Annotated in this window: 14 protein-coding genes and 2 tRNA genes; 2 read left to right on the top strand and 14 right to left on the bottom strand. The window is 49.4% G+C overall.

Annotation, left to right across the window (positions count from 1 at the left end; translation table 11 throughout):
• Positions 1 to 122: 122 nt before the first annotated feature.
• Complete coding sequence (locus tag HAV38_RS05490) at positions 123 to 1,664, top strand: catalase (protein ID WP_168053123.1); 1,542 nt, start codon at positions 123 to 125, stop codon at positions 1,662 to 1,664.
• A gap of 456 nt (positions 1,665 to 2,120) precedes the next feature.
• Here the strand turns inward: HAV38_RS05490 and HAV38_RS05485 are convergent, their stop codons facing one another.
• The 10 genes from HAV38_RS05485 to HAV38_RS05440 form a co-directional block, all read right to left on the bottom strand.
• A complete protein-coding gene (locus HAV38_RS05485; RefSeq protein WP_168053121.1) occupies positions 2,121 to 2,354 on the bottom strand; it encodes an ATP-binding protein in 234 nt (77 codons plus the stop codon).
• Between the two features lie 191 nt (positions 2,355 to 2,545).
• The gene (katG, locus tag HAV38_RS05480) at positions 2,546 to 4,804 is read right to left on the bottom strand and encodes a catalase/peroxidase HPI (RefSeq protein WP_168053119.1); all 2,259 of its coding nucleotides are present in this window, start codon (positions 4,802 to 4,804) and stop codon (positions 2,546 to 2,548) included.
• Between the two features lie 416 nt (positions 4,805 to 5,220).
• Positions 5,221 to 5,297 (bottom strand) — tRNA-Arg (locus HAV38_RS05475).
• A gap of 320 nt (positions 5,298 to 5,617) precedes the next feature.
• Positions 5,618 to 5,694, bottom strand: a tRNA-Pro gene (locus HAV38_RS05470).
• Between the two features lie 66 nt (positions 5,695 to 5,760).
• Complete coding sequence (gene phoR, locus HAV38_RS05465) at positions 5,761 to 7,086, bottom strand: phosphate regulon sensor histidine kinase PhoR (protein WP_168053117.1); 1,326 nt, start codon at positions 7,084 to 7,086, stop codon at positions 5,761 to 5,763.
• Between the two features lie 7 nt (positions 7,087 to 7,093).
• On the bottom strand, positions 7,094 to 7,792 hold the full coding sequence (locus HAV38_RS05460) for a winged helix-turn-helix domain-containing protein (protein ID WP_168053115.1): 699 nt from the start codon (positions 7,790 to 7,792) through the stop codon (positions 7,094 to 7,096).
• 54 nt (positions 7,793 to 7,846) lie between these two features.
• Positions 7,847 to 9,193, bottom strand: coding sequence for a phosphoglucosamine mutase (gene glmM, locus HAV38_RS05455; RefSeq protein WP_168053113.1), 1,347 nt, complete (start codon positions 9,191 to 9,193; stop codon positions 7,847 to 7,849).
• 159 nt (positions 9,194 to 9,352) lie between these two features.
• Positions 9,353 to 10,201 (bottom strand): dihydropteroate synthase, encoded by an 849-nt coding sequence (gene folP, locus HAV38_RS05450; protein WP_168053111.1) that lies wholly within the window; start codon positions 10,199 to 10,201, stop codon positions 9,353 to 9,355.
• Positions 10,202 to 10,458: 257 nt separating this feature from the next.
• Positions 10,459 to 12,345 (bottom strand): ATP-dependent zinc metalloprotease FtsH, encoded by a 1,887-nt coding sequence (gene ftsH, locus HAV38_RS05445; protein ID WP_168053109.1) that lies wholly within the window; start codon positions 12,343 to 12,345, stop codon positions 10,459 to 10,461.
• Between the two features lie 186 nt (positions 12,346 to 12,531).
• Entirely contained in the window at positions 12,532 to 13,176 is a 645-nt protein-coding gene (locus HAV38_RS05440) for an RlmE family RNA methyltransferase (RefSeq protein ID WP_168053107.1), read from the bottom strand.
• 36 nt (positions 13,177 to 13,212) lie between these two features.
• Here HAV38_RS05440 and HAV38_RS05435 point away from each other — a divergent pair, with 36 nt between their 5' ends.
• On the top strand, positions 13,213 to 13,683 hold the full coding sequence (locus tag HAV38_RS05435) for a YhbY family RNA-binding protein (RefSeq protein ID WP_168053105.1): 471 nt from the start codon (positions 13,213 to 13,215) through the stop codon (positions 13,681 to 13,683).
• Positions 13,684 to 14,067: 384 nt separating this feature from the next.
• On the opposite strand, the gene HAV38_RS05430 is transcribed toward HAV38_RS05435, so the two are convergent.
• The 4 genes from HAV38_RS05430 to carA form a co-directional block, all read right to left on the bottom strand.
• Positions 14,068 to 14,526: a DUF4149 domain-containing protein gene (locus HAV38_RS05430; protein WP_168053103.1), complete on the bottom strand. Its 459-nt coding sequence runs from the start codon at positions 14,524 to 14,526 to the stop codon at positions 14,068 to 14,070.
• 247 nt (positions 14,527 to 14,773) lie between these two features.
• The gene (greA, locus tag HAV38_RS05425; protein WP_168053101.1) at positions 14,774 to 15,250 is read right to left on the bottom strand and encodes a transcription elongation factor GreA; all 477 of its coding nucleotides are present in this window, start codon (positions 15,248 to 15,250) and stop codon (positions 14,774 to 14,776) included.
• Positions 15,251 to 15,668: 418 nt separating this feature from the next.
• Positions 15,669 to 18,890, bottom strand: a complete 3,222-nt coding sequence (gene carB, locus HAV38_RS05420; RefSeq protein ID WP_168053099.1) for a carbamoyl-phosphate synthase large subunit — start codon at positions 18,888 to 18,890, stop codon at positions 15,669 to 15,671.
• Entirely contained in the window at positions 18,883 to 20,046 is a 1,164-nt protein-coding gene (gene carA, locus HAV38_RS05415; RefSeq protein WP_168053097.1) for a glutamine-hydrolyzing carbamoyl-phosphate synthase small subunit, read from the bottom strand. Before carA ends, carB begins: the two co-directional genes overlap by 8 nt.
• Positions 20,047 to 20,072: the final 26 nt, after the last annotated feature.

The following is a 20,072-nucleotide window of genomic DNA, read 5'->3' as shown; positions in this document are numbered from 1 at the left end:
GCTACAAATCATTATAGTTTTAATTAATAATATTAATTAATAATTACAAATATATAGTTTTTCTCTATGTTAATAGAATGGATGTGCGTATGTTTCCGCATGATCATAAAAGGATTACCGCCATGTATTTTAAAGCCACATCAGTACCGCGCTTTCGCGCACTTTGGATTTCCTCACTACTCCTCGCGTGCAACGTCAACGCCCAAACATTAACCCACGATAACGGATCGCCAGTTGGTGATAACCAGAACTCGCAAACCGCAGGAGAGCACGGCTCAACTCTTTTGCAAGATACGCAATTGATTGAGAAACTTCAACGCTTTGATCGCGAGCGCATTCCTGAGCGGGTGGTGCATGCGCGGGGTACTGGAGCAGCAGGTGAATTTGTGGCTGTAGATAATCTCTCAGCATTGACCTCCGCCAGTTTGTTTGCCACCGCCGGTAAAAAGACGCCCGTGTTTGTGCGCTTTTCAACCGTAATTCATCCTAAAGGCTCGCCAGAGACCTTGCGTGATCCTCGCGGCTTTGCCACCAAATTTTATACCGATCAAGGCAATTGGGATTTGGTTGGTAACAATTTGCCGGTCTTCTTTATCCGCGACGCTATCAAGTTTCCCGATATGGTGCACTCCCTAAAACCGTCGCCAGTAACTAACGTGCAGGACCCAAATCGATTTTTCGATTTCTTTAGTCATATTCCTGAAAGCACCAACTTACTAACGCGGGTTTATTCCGACCTCGGAATTCCAGCTTCGTATCGAACGATGGATGGGCACGGCGTGCATGCCTTCAAAATGGTGACTAGCCAAGGCGACGTTACGTATGTGAAATTTCATTGGAAAAGTCTTCAGGGTGTAAAAAGTTTGACACGTGCAGAAGCCGCAAAGGTTCAGGGCGAAGACTTCAACAATCTGACCGATGATTTGTATGCCGCGATCAAGCGCGGTGATTTTCCAAAGTGGGACTTATATGTGCAATTAATGAAGCCGAAGGACATGGATAAATTCCATTTTGATCCGCTCGATGCGACAAAAATATGGCCAGATATACCTGAGACAAAAATCGGCACCATGACACTGAACAAGGTGCCGGACAACTTTTTCGAATCTACCGAAATGGCTGCATTCGCACCATCCCGACTAGTTCCAGGCATTGAACCATCGGAAGACAAGATGCTACAAGGCCGTTTATTTGCCTATGCAGATACGCAATTACACCGCTTAGGCCCGAACAATCAGCGTTTGCCAATCAATCAGTCATTGGTGAAGATAGAAAATTACAATCAGGACGGTAGCGGCGATGCGGGCAAGCGCAGTGGTGATGTAAATTATCAGCCTTCACATCAGGCCGGAAGCCCAACTGATGATCCACGGTATAAGTCGGTGCGTACCCCTTTAACGGGTTCTACGCAGCAGACATCCATTACGAAAACTGATAACTTTAGCCAAGCTGGTAATTTTTATCGGGCGTTGCGCGAGCAGGACAAAACTAATCTCATCGGTAACCTTGCTTCAGACTTGGAGCAGGTTAAAAGTCCTCAAATTAAGCAAGCCATGCTTAGTTACTTCTACAAAGCCGATACCGATTATGGTACGCGTCTGACTGCTGCGGTTAAAGGCAATTTGCCAGATGTTCAGCAGCGTGCAATCAAGCTAATCGATTAGAGGAGTTTTGTCATAGTGCGTGCAAAATAGGGGAAACCTGATGATGCACGGACTCCTGAACTTTCTGCCTTTGCATAACTTTATCCTAAGTATCAGCAAATGTAATTTGGTACTTAGGACTCAATCGCGAGGTCGACGTGTGAGAGTTCAAAATTGAAAATAACAATATGTTTGTAATAGTTTAGACGACCTGACAGTTATACTGCGTAGTAACTGTCAGGCGATACTTATTGGCTTAGTTTAGCAAATTTATCGCGGCATCGCCCCTTCCACCAATTACAGTCTGCATCGCGCGTATTCCGATGAACGTGACCGTTGCCCATCGAATGGCATTACACGTTCAAATTGTATAAGACCGTTCACGATAGATCTGTTTTCCCCTTTTATAAGTTTCGGTTTGGCTGCACATTGACTTACTGGCCAAGGATTGTGTCAACAATCGCAGAGATAGTTTGTTTAGGCGTGGAAGTGATCAATGAGGAATTGGTTGGTAATAATTGTCGTTTTGCTGGCGCCACGGTCGTCAATAATCTTAAGCAAATCATTGAGTATCGAGACATCCGTCTTAGCAACTTGTAGCAGGTATTGGCTGAAGGCACCGATGGAACAGCGTATACCTCGTTCGTCCTGCAAACGGGATACCCATTGATATAGTGCCGAGTAGCCGCGTCGCCGGCGATACTGAGCCATTTACAACCCACTTAAGTTTGCCGGCATCGAGGGCCGGTAATCAGAACCCCAGCATTCACTTAGTACCGGGCTCATGACGGCCCTATTATTAATGCCACGAGCTGGACAAGTATAGATATCTTCGAAGCTGGCCTGAAGGTGCCAAGCCGCCAGTTAACTTTAACTGGCGGCTTGGCTGCTTTAGGAAGGACTTAAGATGTGATTGAGTCGAAACGATCGAGATTCATCACCTTTGTCCAAGTGGCCGCAAAATCATCGACAAACTTCCTTGAAGCGTTGGCACTCGCATAAACTTCGGCAACAGCGCGCAATTGAGCGTTCGAGCCGAACACCAAGTCAACACGTGAAGCGGTCCACTTGTGTTCGCCCGTCTTGCGGTCACGTCCTTCGAACCGATCTTTATCACCCGACACAGGGTTCCACTCCGTGCTCATATCAAGCAGGTTAAGGAAAAAGTCGTTGGTCAACGTGCCCGGATTTTTAGTGAACACCCCATCCTGCGTCTGACCGACATTGGTACCCAGCACGCGTAGTCCACCAATGAGTACGGTCATCTCTGGGCCGGTTAACGTCATTAGTTGCGCCCGGTCGATCAGCAATGCCTCTGCAGGTACGCTGTAGCGCGTCTTCTGATAACTCCGAAAGCCATCGGCGATCGGCTCCAGCGAAGCGAACGACTCCACGTCAGTCTGCGCTTGCGACGCATCCGTGCGGCCCGGTGTGAAGGCAACGCTGACCTCGTGACCGGCATTTTTGGCTGCTTGCTCCACGCCTGCGCTACCGGCAAGCACTATCAAATCGGCCAACGAGATCTTTTTACCGCCTGACTGTGTGGAATTGAAATCTTTGCAGATTCCCTCCAGCACCACAAGTACGGCAGAAAGTTGTTGTGGCTGGTTGACGGCCCAGTCCTTCTGCGGTGCCAGGCGAATGCGCGCACCATTGGCACCACCGCGCTTGTCGGAACCGCGGAATGAGGAGGCCGAGGCCCATGCCGTTGTAACGAGTTGAGAAACCGTCAAGCCGGATGCCAGCACTTGCTTCTTGAGCGAGGCGGCATCTTGCAAATCAACCAGCGCATGGTCGACTGCAGGAATCACGTCTTGCCAGATCAGCTCTTCAGCCGGTACCTCGGACCCGAGATAGCGAGCGCGGGGCCCTAGGTCGCGATGGGTGAGTTTGAACCAAGCCCGCGCAAAGGCATCGGCAAACTGATCGGGATTTTCCAGAAAGCGTCGAGAAATCTTTTCGTAGGCAGGGTCTATTCGCAACGACAGGTCAGTCGTCAGCATCGTTGGGCGGTGACGCTTGGAGGGGTCGTGAGCGTCCGGAATTAGTCCGTCGCCACCTTTTGCAACCCACTGATGCGCGCCAGCAGGGCTCTTCGTCAATTCCCACTCGAAGCCAAACAGGTTCTCGAAAAAGTTGTTGCTCCACTGCGTTGGCGTTGTTGTCCAGGTAACCTCCAGACCGCTCGTGATAGTGTCGCCGCCCTTACCTGTGCCGAAGCTGTTTTTCCAGCCGAAGCCCTGGGCTTCGATGCCAGCTGCCTCAGGCTCTTCGGCGACGTGCTCCGCCGACGCCGCGCCGTGGGTTTTTCCAAAACTATGCCCTCCAGCGATGAGTGCGACGGTCTCTTCGTCATTCATAGCCATGCGGCCAAACGTATCGCGAATGTCGATGGCTGCAGCAAGCGGGTCTGGATTGCCGTCCGGGCCTTCGGGATTGACGTAGATCAAGCCCATTTGGACTGCGGCCAGTGGGTTTTCAAGGTCGCGCGTGTGCTTCACTTCGCTATTGTCGTCTTTCACGAGCACGCCATGATTCTCTTCCACTCCCGGCGATCCCTTGGAATAACGGACATCGCCGCCGAGCCACTTCGTCTCGCGGCCCCAATACACATCATGGTCCGGCTCCCACACATCCTGGCGCCCGCCTGCGAAGCCAAAAGTCTTAAAGCCCATGCTTTCTAAAGCCACGTTCCCGGTGAGGACTATCAGGTCGGCCCATGAAATTTTCTCGCTGTATTTCTGCTTGATCGGCCACAGCAGACGGCGGGCCTTGTCCAAACTCACGTTGTCCGGCCAGCTGTTAAGTGGCGCGAAGCGCTGTTGCCCGCGGCCAGCACCCCCGCGGCCATCGCCAATGCGATAGGTGCCGGCGCTATGCCACGCCATACGCACAAATAACCCACCGTAGTGCCCGAAGTCTGCGGGCCACCAATCTTGAGAATCTGTCATCAACGCTGTCAGGTCTTTTTTTACCGCAGCCAGATCGAGGCTCTTGAACGCCTCGGCGTAATTAAAGTCCTGGCCCATGGGGTCGGACTTTGAGGAGTGCTGATGAAGCAAATCCAAGCGCAATTGCTGCGGCCACCAGTCATGGTTAGTAGTTCCAACGCCAGCGGCGGCACTAAACGGACACTTTGCTGCGGTATTTTCTGTAGTCATGTCAGATCCTGTTTTTCAATGAATCAATAAATGAAGAAAGCCAATTGATTATAGTGCTTCGCTTAGTGCTGTGGATTGGTAATCCTTATCGCCGCGATAGCGTAATCTGGAATTCCGTCTGGAGGGTGGTGGGCGGCAAGGTCGAAAGTTATTCTGTGCTATTTCATGCCGAAAAACAAGTATTTCCCGATAGATAGCAGTCGACACCGGAAGCTTAATCGCAAATACTTGTAAAACGTACAGAAAAAATATGTTGTCTTGGTGAAATATACGATAACCATTCTTTAGCGGTTTTCGGTATGTGTTTGTTGGAAGCATGCGAGTTTCGTCCGACGCGGACCAAACGTAAATCCGTACAGCTACTCAAAATCATCACGCTGATTTGAACGCTATTGGATAAAGGGGAAGAAAGAAACTGGTGCGTCGGGAGGGGCTCGAACCCCCGACCCATGCCTTAGAAGGGCATTGCTCTATCCAGCTGAGCTACCGACGCAGAGACAAAAATAACCGAACCAGCAAAACATAAAACGACGTTAAAAAAATAAACATCTTCAGAATTTAGCATTCCTTTACATAGCCACAAACGCGGGTAATGAACAGCGTCCTTTAAAGCAGCGATTGAAATGCAATTCAGAAAAAAGCTTAAGAATTTTAGTCCACGTTAGCATCAATACAAGGCAACAGTAAATTCTAAGTCTGATGAAGACCTATGCTGATAAAAATGTGGTGCATATTTTGGTCAGGCATTTTTATCGGTATGCAGCATTCTGAAAATGAAAAAGCGGACTGTCCTAAGACAGCCCGCTTTAATATTGGTCGGAGTACAAGGATTCGAACCTTGGACCCCCTGGTCCCAAACCAGGTGCGCTACCGGGCTGCGCTACACTCCGAAGAACAGAATCATACCCGCGAACATCATTTCGGTCAATATGTTTAACCAAACTTTCTTTAATAATTTACATTTTTACGTCGGATAAGATCAATTGGGGCCTGTCAAAAACTGCACTAAAACAACTGCCCTTTCCTGGCGCCGATTCAATTAACAAATGCCCACGGTGACGCAGCAAAACATGCTTCACGATTGCCAGTCCAAGACCAGTTCCTTGCGTAATGCGGGAGCGTGTTTTGTCCACCCGATAAAATCGCTCGGTCAATCGGCTCAAATGCTCTGCAGCAATTCCGATACCGTCATCGCACACTCCCAGCGCCGCGCCTTCGCCAACCATCTTCCAGCTGATCTGAATTGATCCGCCGTCTGGGGTATAGCGCACAGCGTTGGTCAATAAATTGGTGAATGCACTTTCCAGTTCATCGTGATTTCCCTTCAGGTCAATGGCCTGAGCGTCGAGGGTAATCAGATGTCTCCCTTCCGATAGCGCACGCGCCTGATCCACGATGCGATGGAGCATAGGCAGAATTCGCACGGTTTCTGCAGATGGTTGCTGAACCAAAGACTCAAGCCTGGTTAACGCCAGCATATCTGCCACCAGTCGCTGCATGCGCTGGCCTTGCTCGGCCATCAAATTGAGTTGACGCTGACGCGTTTTGTGATCCATTTCGGTCGATAAAGCATGCTCCAGAAAGCCGTTGATAACGGTTAATGGGGTACGCAATTCATGCGAAGCATTCGCTATAAAATCGCGCCGTAAAGTATCGTTTTTTTCGGCTTGCGTCAGGTCATGCGTCACTATAATTTGACGGCGATTATCGAAAGAGATTAACTGCAGCTGTATTTTTCGATGATGGTGGACAAACGCTAGCGGCTGTTCAAAACGACTTGATAACATGTAATCGACAAACTCCGGTGCGCGAATGAGATTGGTCAGCAAGCGCCCTTCATCGCGCAATTGATCAAGTCCCAAATGTTTTTCTGCGGTCGGATTACACCACTCCAAATGCATCACGCCATCGACTATTACCACGCCGTCTGGCAACAAACTCATCGCTTGCCGAAAACGCGCCAGCCACTCCGCCATATCGACCCTTGAGCGCTCATCTTCACGTCGGACATTTTCTAAGCGCTTTGCCGCATGCGCCCACAATCCCCAAGTCTTCGGCCGTGGGGTGCCATAAGGCAAATCAAGCCATTGCTCAATTCGATAGAGCGACCATATCTGCAAAAACAGGAGAGCAACCAGCGACAAGCCAAACCAGACTAACCCTGCGACCACGCCGAACGATGCAGCGACTGCCAAGATAATCAGGCATAGCAACGCGAATCTCAGTAACGTCGGCACCCAAAATGTTCTTGCTTTGCGACTCGCGCGCGCGTGGGTATTCATCAGCGTTTCATGAGGTTGAATGGGAGGTTATTTTATAACCGACGCCGCGGATCGTTTTAACATAGTCGGCTGCGAGCCCTAAAGACTTACGCAGTCGCATGATATGAACGTCGACAGTGCGCTCCTCAATAAAAGTATGATCACCCCACACTTTGTCGAGCAGCTGTGCGCGCGAAAATATGCGCTCGGGATGCGCTATAAGAAAGCGTAATAATTTAAACTCCGCCTGATCGAGTGCAATGGCCTGATTCTCAACAGAGACCTGATAGCGATCAGTGTCGATACTGATGGTTCCATACTTTAAAACGCTATGACCTAATTCAGGCACTTTTCGACGCAATAACGCCTGAATCCGCGCTACCAGCTCCATTGGAGAAAATGGCTTGGTAATATAATCATCGGCACCATCATTCAAACCGCGGACTTTATCCTCATCCATCCCCTTCGCCGTCAACATGATGACGGGCAAAGTGGCGGTCCGGCTATGAGCACGCCACTCTTGCAATAAAGCCAGGCCGGAAGTATCCGGCAACATCCAGTCAAGCAAAACCAACTGTGGCAATATCGCACCAATCGCCGCCCTCGCCTCGTTGGCATTTACCACGATATCACAGGAAAAACCTGCAGCGTCGAGCGTAAATCGCAATAGCTCGGCGATGCCAGGCTCGTCTTCCACAATCAGAATGTTTGTGTGATGTTTTGACATCTATGATCTGAATATTTAAAGTTAATGAATTTATACCAAGCTAAACACGGGATTTTATCCGATTTTCAAGGAAATTTTATCGGCAATCCTGCGTGCCATTGACTCAGCCAGTTCAGTAGTTTTGGCCTCTACCATTACCCGAATTAACGGTTCCGTGCCGGAAGCCCGAAGCAAGACGCGACCACTTTCACCAAGTTCCGCCTCGACAGCCCTTTTTTCGGCGACAACTTCCGCTTGTTCCTGCCAGTTAAAACCGGCAGCTACTTTCAAGTTGATCAAGGTTTGTGGATACAAGCTAATATCAGCCGTTATTTCGGACAGCGATTGGCCGCTACGGCTTAACGCGGACAATACTTGCAATGCCGACACTATGCCGTCGCCAGTCGTGTGCTTGTCCAGACACAACAAATGTCCCGAACCCTCGCCGCCTAAGTTCCAGCCGCGCTCTTTCAATAGTTCCAGCACGTACCGATCACCAACTTTGGCGCGGGCAAATTCAAGGCCCATTTGATGGAAGGCCACCTCTAGCGCCATGTTCGTCATCAACGTGCCCACGACGCCGTTGACGACCCCTGTTTTAAGTCTGTCTTTGACCATGATGTAAAGTAATTCGTCGCCGTTATATATACGACCGGCAGCGTCAACCATAATCAGACGATCCGCGTCGCCATCCAAAGCAACGCCCACATCCGCACCGTTTGACAGCACCGCTAACGCGAGCGCTTGCGGTGCGGTGGCGCCAAAGCCTGCATTGATATTGAAGCCATTCGGCTGGTTACCGATTGAGATAACCTCTGCGCCTAATTCATGAAAAACATGCGACGCAATATGATAGGCAGCACCATGCGCTGTATCGACCACGATCGTCATTCCGCGCAGATCAAGATCATTGGGGAACGTACTTTTACAAAACTCAATATAACGGCCCGGCGCATCGTCAAGCCGTTTGGCCTTGCCTAGCTTGTCCGATGTGACACAGAACATAGGCTGCTCTAGCGCCGCCTCAATTGCAGCTTCGACACGGTCATCCAACTTAGTGCCGTGCTCTGAAAAAAATTTAATCCCATTATCGTCGAATGGATTATGAGAGGCAGAAATCACCACTCCGCCGGACAACCGCAGCGCCCGCGTCAAATAAGCAATCGCCGGGGTTGGCATCGGTCCGGCAAGCATAACGTCCACACCAGCAGCAGCAAATCCTGCTTCCAGCGCTGCTTCGAGCATATAGCCGGATACGCGCGTATCTTTCCCAATCAGTACGGTTGGCTTTACCGTGGCGGATTCCGCCTGCGCAAGCACTTTACCTGCGGCGTAACCTAATCTCATCACAAAATCCGGCGTAATTGGCGCAATGCCCACACGCCCACGAATACCGTCAGTTCCGAAATATTTGCGAGTCATCTATTGCCTGTTTTTTTATGTTCTTATTTTTCTATATGTAGAACTGCTGATACTCAAGCCGTTCCGCCTCTCCGCCGATTGATCGGCGAGATCACGCTATCACGCTATCGCGCGCAATCTGCAAAAGCTCCCAACCTACATACGGTAGGCTTCTGTATTTTAAATTTTAACTTTTCCTGCGTGCCAGACCGCAAGTGCATCAACCGTTTCTGTCACGTCATGAACACGAATTATTTTCGCACCCTGTGCCGCTGCAACCAGCGCCGCAGCAAGACTTCCAGCCAGTCGTCGTTCAATCGGCTTGCCAGTCAAATCCCCCACCATAGTTTTACGAGAAATCCCCGCTAACAGTGGCAAATCCAATGAATTTTGCATTAACCCAATATTTTCAAAGAGAACAAGATTATGAGCAAGTGTTTTTCCGAAGCCAAAGCCAGGGTCAATACAAATACGGGAGCGATCTACCCCCGCCATCTCCATGATCTCTACCCGTCCCTGTAAAAAAGTGCTGACTTGTGCCAACACATCGTTGTACGCGGGACGATCCTGCATGGTTTGAGGCTGACCCTGCATGTGCATGACGCACAAACCACAATCACCATCCTTAACCGCGTCTAGCGCGCCGTCTGCCTGAAACGCATTAATGTCATTAATCAGATCAACCCCGGCAGCAAGCGCTTCACGCATTACCGCGGGTTTATAAGTATCGATTGACAATGGCTTCCCACAATCTCGCAACGCATAAATTACCGGCATCAGCCGATCTAATTCTTCAGATAAGGATAACGCCGGACTGCCCGGTCGACTGGACTCCGCACCAATATCGATAATATCTACCCCATCGGCAATCATCTGCTCGGCATGCGACAGGGCAAATTCCAGCGAAAAAAAACGGCCGCCATCAGAAAACGAATCCGGTGTGACGTTAAGTATTCCCATCACCAGTGGTCTTGCGTTCGGCGTGCCTAGCGGCAAACGGTAACGTCCACATTGAAAATATTGTTGCATCTTTTACTCAGGGAAAGAAAAAAGGGCGAGGATTGCTCCTCACCCTTTATTGTTAATATTGATTGCTCTTGAACTTGTCTGAACACACTTTTAGCTAACAGGTTGTAGCCTATTGCGTCGGGCGAGCGCTGCGAATTGATTTATGCAAGTTTCACAATCATCATGGATTTGAGGCCATGGAGTTTGCTTCAGTTTGTGCGCCTACGATGCCAGGCGCTCACAACGCTCGCTGCGGTGACAAAGAAGTCTAATCAATATCATGCTGGTGCAGTTGCGGTAGGAGAAACACCTCCAGAGGAGCTATCGGTTGGCGTCTTCTTGACCGGAATGCCGTATTTCGGCAAACGTGGTGAAAGGCCTTCCATAATATCGTTAATTTGATCGGCATCGATCGTTTCCCAATCCAGCAAAGCCTTGGTCATCGCCTCGACCTTATCGCGATTTTCTTCCAGCAAGCTACGTGATAATGCGTATTGTTGGTCCAAAATACTACGAATCTCTGCATCAACCTTTTGCTGGGTAGCTTCTGAAACCGTCTTCGCAGCCATCCGGCCAAAGTAAGCATCTTGTTCCGTGTCTTCGTACACCATCGTACCAAGGGTCTCTGACATACCGTAGCGCGTTACCATCGCACGGGCTAGTTTAGTTGCACGTTCAAAGTCATTAGAGGCACCAGTAGACATTTGATGCATGAAAATCTCTTCTGAAATGCGACCACCGAACAGAATCGCAATCTCTTCCAGCATCTTGTCTTTGTACATATTGACACGATCATGCTCTGGCAACTGCCAGGTCAGACCCAACGCAAATCCACGCGGCATAATCGTTACTTTGTGGACCGGATCAGCTTTTGGTAACAACTTTGCGACAACAGCATGGCCGGACTCGTGATAAGCAGTATTGCGACGTTCTTCTTCGCGCATAACAGCCGACTTGCGCTCGGGCCCCATTACAATCTTATCTTTAGCGTCTTCAAAATCTTGCATTTCTACCAGGCGCTTGGTGCGACGCGCAGCAAACAATGCAGCTTCGTTGACAAGGTTAGCCAGATCAGCACCTGAGAAACCAGGGGTACCACGCGCTAATATATCAGCCTTAACGTCGGTCGAAATAGGCACTTTACGCATGTGCACGTTAAGAATTTGTTCACGGCCACGGATGTCAGGCAACCCAACGACTACCTGACGATCAAAACGACCTGGGCGTAACAGTGCCTTATCGAGCACATCCGCACGGTTGGTCGCGGCAATAACGATTACACCGGAGTTGACCTCAAAGCCATCCATCTCAACCAGCATCTGGTTCAGCGTTTGCTCGCGTTCATCGTTACCGCCGCCCATGCCAGCACCGCGATGACGACCGACCGCGTCGATTTCATCGATAAAGATAATACATGGAGAATGCTTTTTAGCATTTTCGAACATATCGCGAACGCGTGAAGCACCAACACCAACAAACATCTCGACAAAATCAGATCCGGAGATCGTGAAGAAAGGTACTTTCGCTTCGCCAGCAATTGCACGTGCGAGCAAGGTTTTACCAGTACCTGGAGGCCCAACCATCAAAACACCGTGCGGAATACGTCCGCCCAATTTTTGAAACTTAGTCGGGTCACGCAAGAAATCGACTATTTCAGAGACTTCATCTTTAGCCTCATCGCAACCAGCGACGTCCGCAAAAGTAACTGTATTTGTGGTTTCATCCAGCATCCGCGCTTTTGACTTGCCGAAAGAGAAGGCCCCGCCTTTGCCACCGCCCTGCATCTGACGCATAAAGAAGATCCAGACCCCTAACAACAAAATCATCGGGAACCAGGAAATAAATATTTGCGACAAGAAAGATGGCTCTTCCGGCTGCTTAACATCGAACTTAACGTTGTTATTGAGCAAGTCGCCAACCAGACCACGATCCAGGAACGTCGTGCTGGTTTTGACCTTTTTGCCATCGGACGTGTTGGCAATGATGTTTCGGTCTTCAATCACCGCATCAGAGATATGCCCCGCCTTGACCTCATTTATGAACTCAGAATAGGCCATAGGCGCTGCACCGCTAGACAATCCCTTTGCATCGAATTGTTTAAATACGGTAAAAAGCACCAAGGCGATTACCACCCAGATGGCGGCTTTTGAAAACATATTATTCACTAGAACTCCTTGAGCGCGCGACGCGCCGATTTACGTATTAATTCGGGGTAGGCTCGCACTATATTTGTTGCTTTTAGTAGAAACCTGATTTTACTCGGAATCACCCGTCGATACTAGGTAGGATATGTGGACGTACCCGCCATAAAACAAGGATAAATCCTCAAATTAACTCGTTCCGATCGGATTTTATGCAAAATTCTTTAAACTTCGACCCAACAGAAATATTTCGGAGGACTTATCACGACTAGCTTTTGGCTTTCTGGAGCCAACGGTTTCGAACGTGGAGCGAAATTTGCCTAAAATCTCGTTGTATCCTCTTCCATTAAAACATTTAGCTAATAATACGCCAGATGGCTTCATGTGGTTTAGCGAGAACTCAATTGCCAAATCGATAATTTCCTCCATGCGGGCTGCATCGGCTATCGCAATCCCGGACAGATTGGGTGCCATGTCGGACAATACAAGATCCACTTTGCGCCCTGCCAAGAGGCGCTCAAGCTGCGTCAGGCTCTCTTGCTCCCGAAAGTCGCCCAAGATAAAATGCACGTCGGCAATGGGATCCATTGGTAATATATCCAATCCGATGATGGTGCCATGGATGCCCCCACCCTCCAGCCCCGCCAGTTTATTTCGGACGTACTGAGACCAACTGCCGGGAGTTGACCCAAGATCGACAATAATCTGCCCCGGCTTGATCAATTTATCAACTTCGTCGATTTCTTTAAGCTTATATGCTGCCCGGGCGCGATAGCCATCTTTCTGTGCCATCTTCACATATGGATCATTAATGTGATCGTGTAGCCAGTTTTTGTTTAATTTCTTCTTTGCCATTCGCGTAGAATACCGTTTTTAAGGAATTTTTTATTTATGTTGAAACTCACACCCGCTGAGCGCAGCGAACTCCGCGCCGAAGCCCACGCATTAAGTCCCGTAGTTTTGATCAGTGAAGAAGGCTTGAAGCCCTCACTGCTAAAGGAAATCGATAACAGCCTGAATTCTCACGGGCTGATTAAAGTGCGTGTGTTTGGCGACGATCGCGAAGCGCGGATTGCAATCTACGAAACTATTTGCGACAAACTCGGTGCCGCGCCGGTACAACACATCGGTAAACTCCTGATAATGTACCGCCCGCAAAAAGATGTGGTCAAGGCTCGTGCCGAAACACGGGGCAGAGGTATGCGGGAAGTGACTATTGTGAAACCAAGCCCAAGTGGTACTAAGCGACCTTCAGTTACCAAAGTTATGGTGAAAGGTAACGAACGCGTTACCGCTGGCGGCAATATCAAACGTACCAAACCACGTCAAAAGAGCCCTAAGAAATCTGCACTTGGTCAATAGACTATTTAAGCACCTACTGCACCTCACAAGTACTGCCGCGGACATAAAGTACGCGGCGCTTACGATCTTCAAGTCATAAATTAACTTACTTGGTCATTTCCAAGTCCATAACCATTGCACATTCATAAATGCACTCTTAACAAATCACTTTAACTAAATCACTTCAAGGTCTATAGTTAATCGGACCGCAATTTCGTTGGAAGGCGTCCGAAAGGCCGGTGTCCATGATGATCGCTACCGTTATGAAACAACGCTTTTAGGCCTTTTTTAACAGGTGCTATAACCCTAAGTAATTTCAATTATGGGAGCGCTTATATTAACCGAAGTTGCAGGGGTAAAAGATGTCACGAGCATCTCCCTACATTGATATTTCCGTAACGGGCGTCAACGCAATGTACGTAACCGTAAAATCAAGCCGATGCCTAGCAAGCTTTGGATTAAATAAATTCCACTTGCTACGCCATGCAATATACCAAACTGCGTTTTTGCAGTAGCGCTCATTACTCCGCCCGCGCCTGTGGCTTCCCGTATTGATGCCATAAAGGGCTGCAACCCAAAATAGCCAATCAGCGTGCATACCAGCAACGCCAATGTCAGGCGCAATAAAGTCTTCCGCAACGGCGCATTATCATCTGCCGTACGAAAACAAAATAATAACGTCAGCATCAAACCACACGCGACGCTTAACCATGCTTCCACCCTGAATAAGCTGCCGGCAATCGTACCAGCCAGCACACGATCCGCCAAGGTAGCAAATAAAGTCGGCGCCACGACATATCCGACGGTCCACAAGCTACCTACCCATAAAGTCGTTATCAATAATCTTGCCCGTACTACAATCATCGCGACTCCCAAAACGGTCTTTATCAATCTAATTTCGATGGGCAAATGTGCCCTGATGCCTTTGTGTCCTGCATAAAAGTCGCTCAGCCCGGCGCATAGGCTATTCGGGCAACTGGAATATTTATGGTCGCTGCACGCTTATCAGGCCCTGCAAAATATAATGCACACATGAAATGACACCCATATGTGCAGGCGTGAATAAGTCATGTATTTAACTCATGTCTTTCCGCATACATAGCAAAAAAGATCAAATATAACGCACTTCCAAAATCTCATATTCACGAATTCCCGATGGTGCTTGAACACCGACGACATCGCCAGCACTTTTACCAATCAATGCACGCGCAATCGGAGACGTGACCGAAACTTTTGAAACCTTGATATCGGCTTCGTCCAAACCGACGATCTGATAGGTGACTTTTTCACCTGTTTCGAGATCTTCAAGATCTACAGTGGCGGCGAACACTACACGACCGTCGGCATCAAGCGTTGTAGGATCGATAATTTGGGCAGCGCCCAGCTTACCTTCCAAATCAGCGATACGACCTTCGATAAAGCCCTGACGCTCTTTAGCTGCGTCGTAGTCAGCGTTTTCCGACAGGTCGCCATGCGCGCGCGCCTCGGCAATCGCATTGATGACGGATGGGCGTTCTTTTGTTTTCAGGCGAACTAGTTCAGCTTTCAATGATTCGGCGCCAAACTTGGTTAAAGGTACTGAGCTCATAGGAGTCTTATTAAAAATCTACTTAAAGTTTGTCAATTGGGGGAATTACGAGACGGCACGCTGGTTGCTATGCCGCCCCTTATAATCCACCAGCATTATGTTCAAGTCTGACGTTACACTCGCCCCTTTACGGTGCTTTGCATGAAAACCCCGTCGACTAAAAATCTAAATAATAATTTCTTGTCCATGCCCCACATCAATGACTAAAATTGATCCACTATCGCTTTGGGATACTAATCAGCTTTTACTCACCACGAGTATTACCCTCGTAGCGTTCACCAGCCCACAAGCACTATTTCAAGATAATGTGAATTATCAGGTCACTAAAATACGGCGGAGGTCGCTGACTGTGCCAGTTACGGCACTGTCGGCGACCTCCGCCAGGGACGTCTAAAGAAGACTATTTGTACGTATCTACTTAGTGTAAGGTTTTATGCAAACCTTGTAAATCATAGACATTCAACTCGTCCAGATGACGCATACCTTGCACCGCGGCTTCCGCCCCGGCAATCGTCGTGTACGTTACCGCACGTGCTTGCAAAGCCGAAGTACGGATTGCTCGTGAATCAACAATCGCGCTACGTTTTTCTTCTACAGTATTAATGACCAATGTGATTTCATTGTTTTTAATCATATCGACGACGTGCGGACGTCCCTCAACGACTTTATTAACCGTTTTTACGGGAATTCCAGCAGCCTGAATTGCCGCAGCGGTGCCTTTAGTTGCGACCACCGAAAAGCCCATGGCTACTAAATCTTTGGCAACTTTTACCGCACGTGGCTTATCGCCAGCTTTGACGCTGAGAAATACCTGACCCGAAGTTGGCAGCTTGATGCCTGCGCCAAGTTGGGATTTAACGAATGCTTCACCAAAGGTTTTGCCGACACCCATCACTTCACCGGTTGATTTCATTTCCGGTCCGAGAATAGTGTCAACGCCTGGAAATTTAACGAACGGGAACACTGCTTCCTTGACGCTAAAGTACTTCGGCACGACTTCGTCTTTAATTCCCTGACTATCCAAAGATTGACCAACCATGCAGCGCGCCGCAATTTTAGCCAATTGCAAACCAGTAGCCTTTGAAACGAATGGTACTGTACGCGATGCGCGTGGGTTCACTTCAAGCACGAACACGACATCTTTGCCATCAATCTGCTGAATCGCAAATTGCACGTTCATCAACCCAACTACGTTCAGACCTTTAGCCATTAATGCTGTCTGACGCTTCAACTCCTCAATAGTTTCCGGCGCCAGCGAATAAGGCGGCAACGAACATGCCGAGTCACCCGAGTGAACGCCTGCTTGTTCAATATGTTCCATAACGCCACCGATGAAGGTACGCTCGCCATCTGACAAGCAGTCCACATCTACTTCAATCGCATCGTTGAGGAAGCGATCCAGCAATACCGGCGAATCGTGCGAGACCTTGACCGCCTCGCGCATGTAGCGTTCCAGATCGCGTTGCTCATGAACGATTTCCATCGCACGACCACCCAGCACATAGGACGGACGCACAACTAACGGATAACCGATCTCTTGCGCCAGACGGAGCGCATCTTCTTCGGTACGCGCAGTGCGATTTGGCGGTTGACGAAGATTGAGGTCATGTAACAGCTTCTGGAAGCGCTCGCGATCTTCTGCCGCATCAATCATATCCGGCGAGGTACCTACAATCGGCACGCCATTCGCCTCAAGATCCAGCGCCAATTTTAAGGGCGTCTGACCACCGTACTGTACGATGACGCCATATGGCTTTTCTTTATCGACGATCTCAAGCACGTCTTCTAGCGTCAATGACTCAAAGTACAGGCGGTCGGAAGTATCGTAATCAGTCGAGACAGTTTCTGGATTACAGTTGACCATAATGGTCTCGTAACCGTCTGCCCGTAAAGCCAGGGCCGCGTGAACGCAACAATAGTCGAACTCAATCCCTTGGCCGATACGGTTAGGACCGCCGCCGAGTACCATAATTTTCTTTTTGTCGGTTGGATTCGACTCGCACTCTTCCTCGTAGGTCGAGTACATGTAGGCTGTATTGGTTGAGAATTCGCCGCCGCAGGTATCCACCCGCTTGTACACCGGACGCAGGTTGAGTGCGTGACGTTTAGCGCGAACTTCAGTGTCGGTAACCTTCAGCAACTTAGCCAGACGACGATCGGCAAAACCTTGTTGTTTTAATTTATACAAGGTGTCGCGATCCAGACCTTCCAGCGTTTGCGTGCTTTCTAGCCATAACTCTGTATCGACGATTTCTTTGATCTGGGACAGAAACCACGGGTCGATATGCGTCAGCTGATGCACTTCTTCCAAGCTAAAACCTTGGGCAAAAGCGTCTCCAACATACCAGATGCGGTCCGGGCCGGGTTCGCCGAGTTCTTCTTCGATGACTTCACGGTCCTGGGTTTTTTCGTTCATGCCATCTACGCCGACTTCAAGTCCGCGCAATGCTTTCTGGAATGACTCCTGGAACGTGCGGCCAATCGCCATCACTTCACCAACTGACTTCATTTGTGTAGTCAGATGGTCATCCGCGGTAGGAAATTTTTCAAACGCGAAACGCGGAATTTTGGTGACTACATAATCAATTGAAGGCTCAAATGATGCAGGTGTTGCGCCGCCAGTGATTTCATTACGCAATTCATCCAGCGTAAAGCCGACCGCCAGCTTTGCAGCAATTTTAGCGATCGGGAAACCAGTCGCCTTTGAGGCCAATGCTGATGAGCGTGATACACGCGGGTTCATCTCAATCACAATCATCCGGCCATCCGCAGGATTGATTGAAAACTGCACGTTGGAACCACCCGTATCAACGCCGATCTCTCGCAACACTGCGAGAGAAGCGTTACGCATGATCTGATACTCTTTGTCCGTCAATGTCTGCGCTGGCGCAACCGTGATTGAATCACCGGTATGCACACCCATCGGATCAAGATTTTCGATAGAGCAGACGATGATGCAGTTGTCCGCCTTATCGCGTACAACTTCCATCTCGAATTCTTTCCAACCGATCAAAGACTCTTCAATCAACAACTCTTTAGTGGGCGAAGCTTCCAGACCGCGCTTGCAAATCGTTTCGAATTCTTCGGCATTGTAAGCGATACCGCCACCCGTTCCACCCATCGTGAACGACGGGCGAATGATGGTTGGGAAGCCGAGTTCTTTTTGTACAACCCAGGCTTCATCCATGGTGTGCGCAACACCCGACCGGGCCGAACCCAAGCCAATTTTGGTCATCGCGGCTTTGAATTTGGAGCGATCTTCTGCCTTGTCGATTGCCTCTGGCGAAGCACCGATCAATTCAACGTTGTACTTGGTAAGGATGCCCTGATGATGCAAATCCAATGCGCAATTCAGTGCGGTCTGGCCGCCCATCGTGGGCAAAATGGCATCTGGCTTTTCTTTAGCAATAATGCGCTCAACGACTTGCCATGTAATTGGTTCGATGTAAGTGACATCGGCCATTTCGGGATCGGTCATGATGGTTGCAGGGTTACTGTTGACCAGAATGACTTTATAACCTTCTTCGCGCAGTGCTTTACAGGCTTGTGCGCCAGAGTAATCGAACTCGCAGGCCTGGCCGATAATGATCGGCCCAGCACCTATAATCAGGATGCTTTTTATATCGGTACGCTTAGGCATTTTTATTTTTCTCCATCATCGCCACAAAGCGATCAAACAAAGGGGCGACGTCATTCGGCCCGGGTGATGCTTCCGGGTGACCCTGAAAACAAAAAGCTGGCTTGTCAGTGCGGGCAAAACCTTGCAGTGAACCGTCGAACAATGAAACGTGAGTTACGCGGCAATTCGCTGGCAAGGTGGTAGCATCAACAGCAAAACCGTGATTCTGCGAAGTGATCATTACCTGCTTGGTATCAAGGTCCTGGACCGGATGATTGGCACCGTGATGGCCGAATTTCATCTTCATGGTCTTGGCACCAGAGGCCAACGCCATGATCTGGTGCCCGAGACAGATACCAAAAGTAGGAATACCACGTTCGATCAATTCTTTGGCCGCAGCAATCGCGTAGTCGCAAGGCTCTGGATCGCCAGGACCGTTGGAAAGGAATATGCCGTCAGGATTGAGCGCCAGTGCTTCAGCCGCCGTTGCCTGCGCGGGCAATACGGTCACTTTGCAACCACGTGCGGCGAGCATGCGCAGAATATTGAATTTGACGCCATAGTCAAACGCTACGACATGATATTTAGGGGTGATTTGTTGGTCGTAACCGCGACCGAGACGCCATTCAGTCTCGCTCCAGCTATACGATTTGGTGGCAGAAACCACTTTAGCCAAATCCATGCCGGACAAACCGGGGAAGCTTCGGGCCAACTCGAGCGCCTTCGCCGTAGCAGACGCAATATCTGCATCAACCGTTACAATAGCACCGCTTTGGGCACCTTTTTCACGCAAAATGCGCGTCAATTTACGCGTGTCGATTCCTGCAATGGCGACTATATTTGCTTCTTGCAAATAAGACTCAAGCGTTTGCGTAGAGCGAAAATTGGAAATTAATCGCGGCAAATCACGAATGATCAAGCCGGCTGCGTGTACGCGTGAGGACTCGATATCCTCAGGGTTGACGCCGGTATTGCCGATATGAGGGTAAGTCAATGTGACGATTTGTTGACTATAGCTTGGATCGGTAAGAATTTCCTGGTAACCGGTCATTGCGGTATTAAATACCACTTCGCCGGTCGTTTGGCCGACAGCGCCAATTGAAAAACCTTGAAAAATCGATCCATCAGCTAGCGCTAGGACGGCCGGAACAGCATGGCCAGTAAAAAATGGCGGCAAAGGTAACTCCTGATGTTGTTACCGCC

The sequence above is a fragment of the Glaciimonas immobilis genome (genome assembly GCF_011947285.1).
Lineage (GTDB): Bacteria > Pseudomonadota > Gammaproteobacteria > Burkholderiales > Burkholderiaceae_D > Glaciimonas > Glaciimonas immobilis.
Note: the sequence above shows the minus strand (reverse complement) of the source record. Positions and strands in the feature narration are given on the sequence as shown.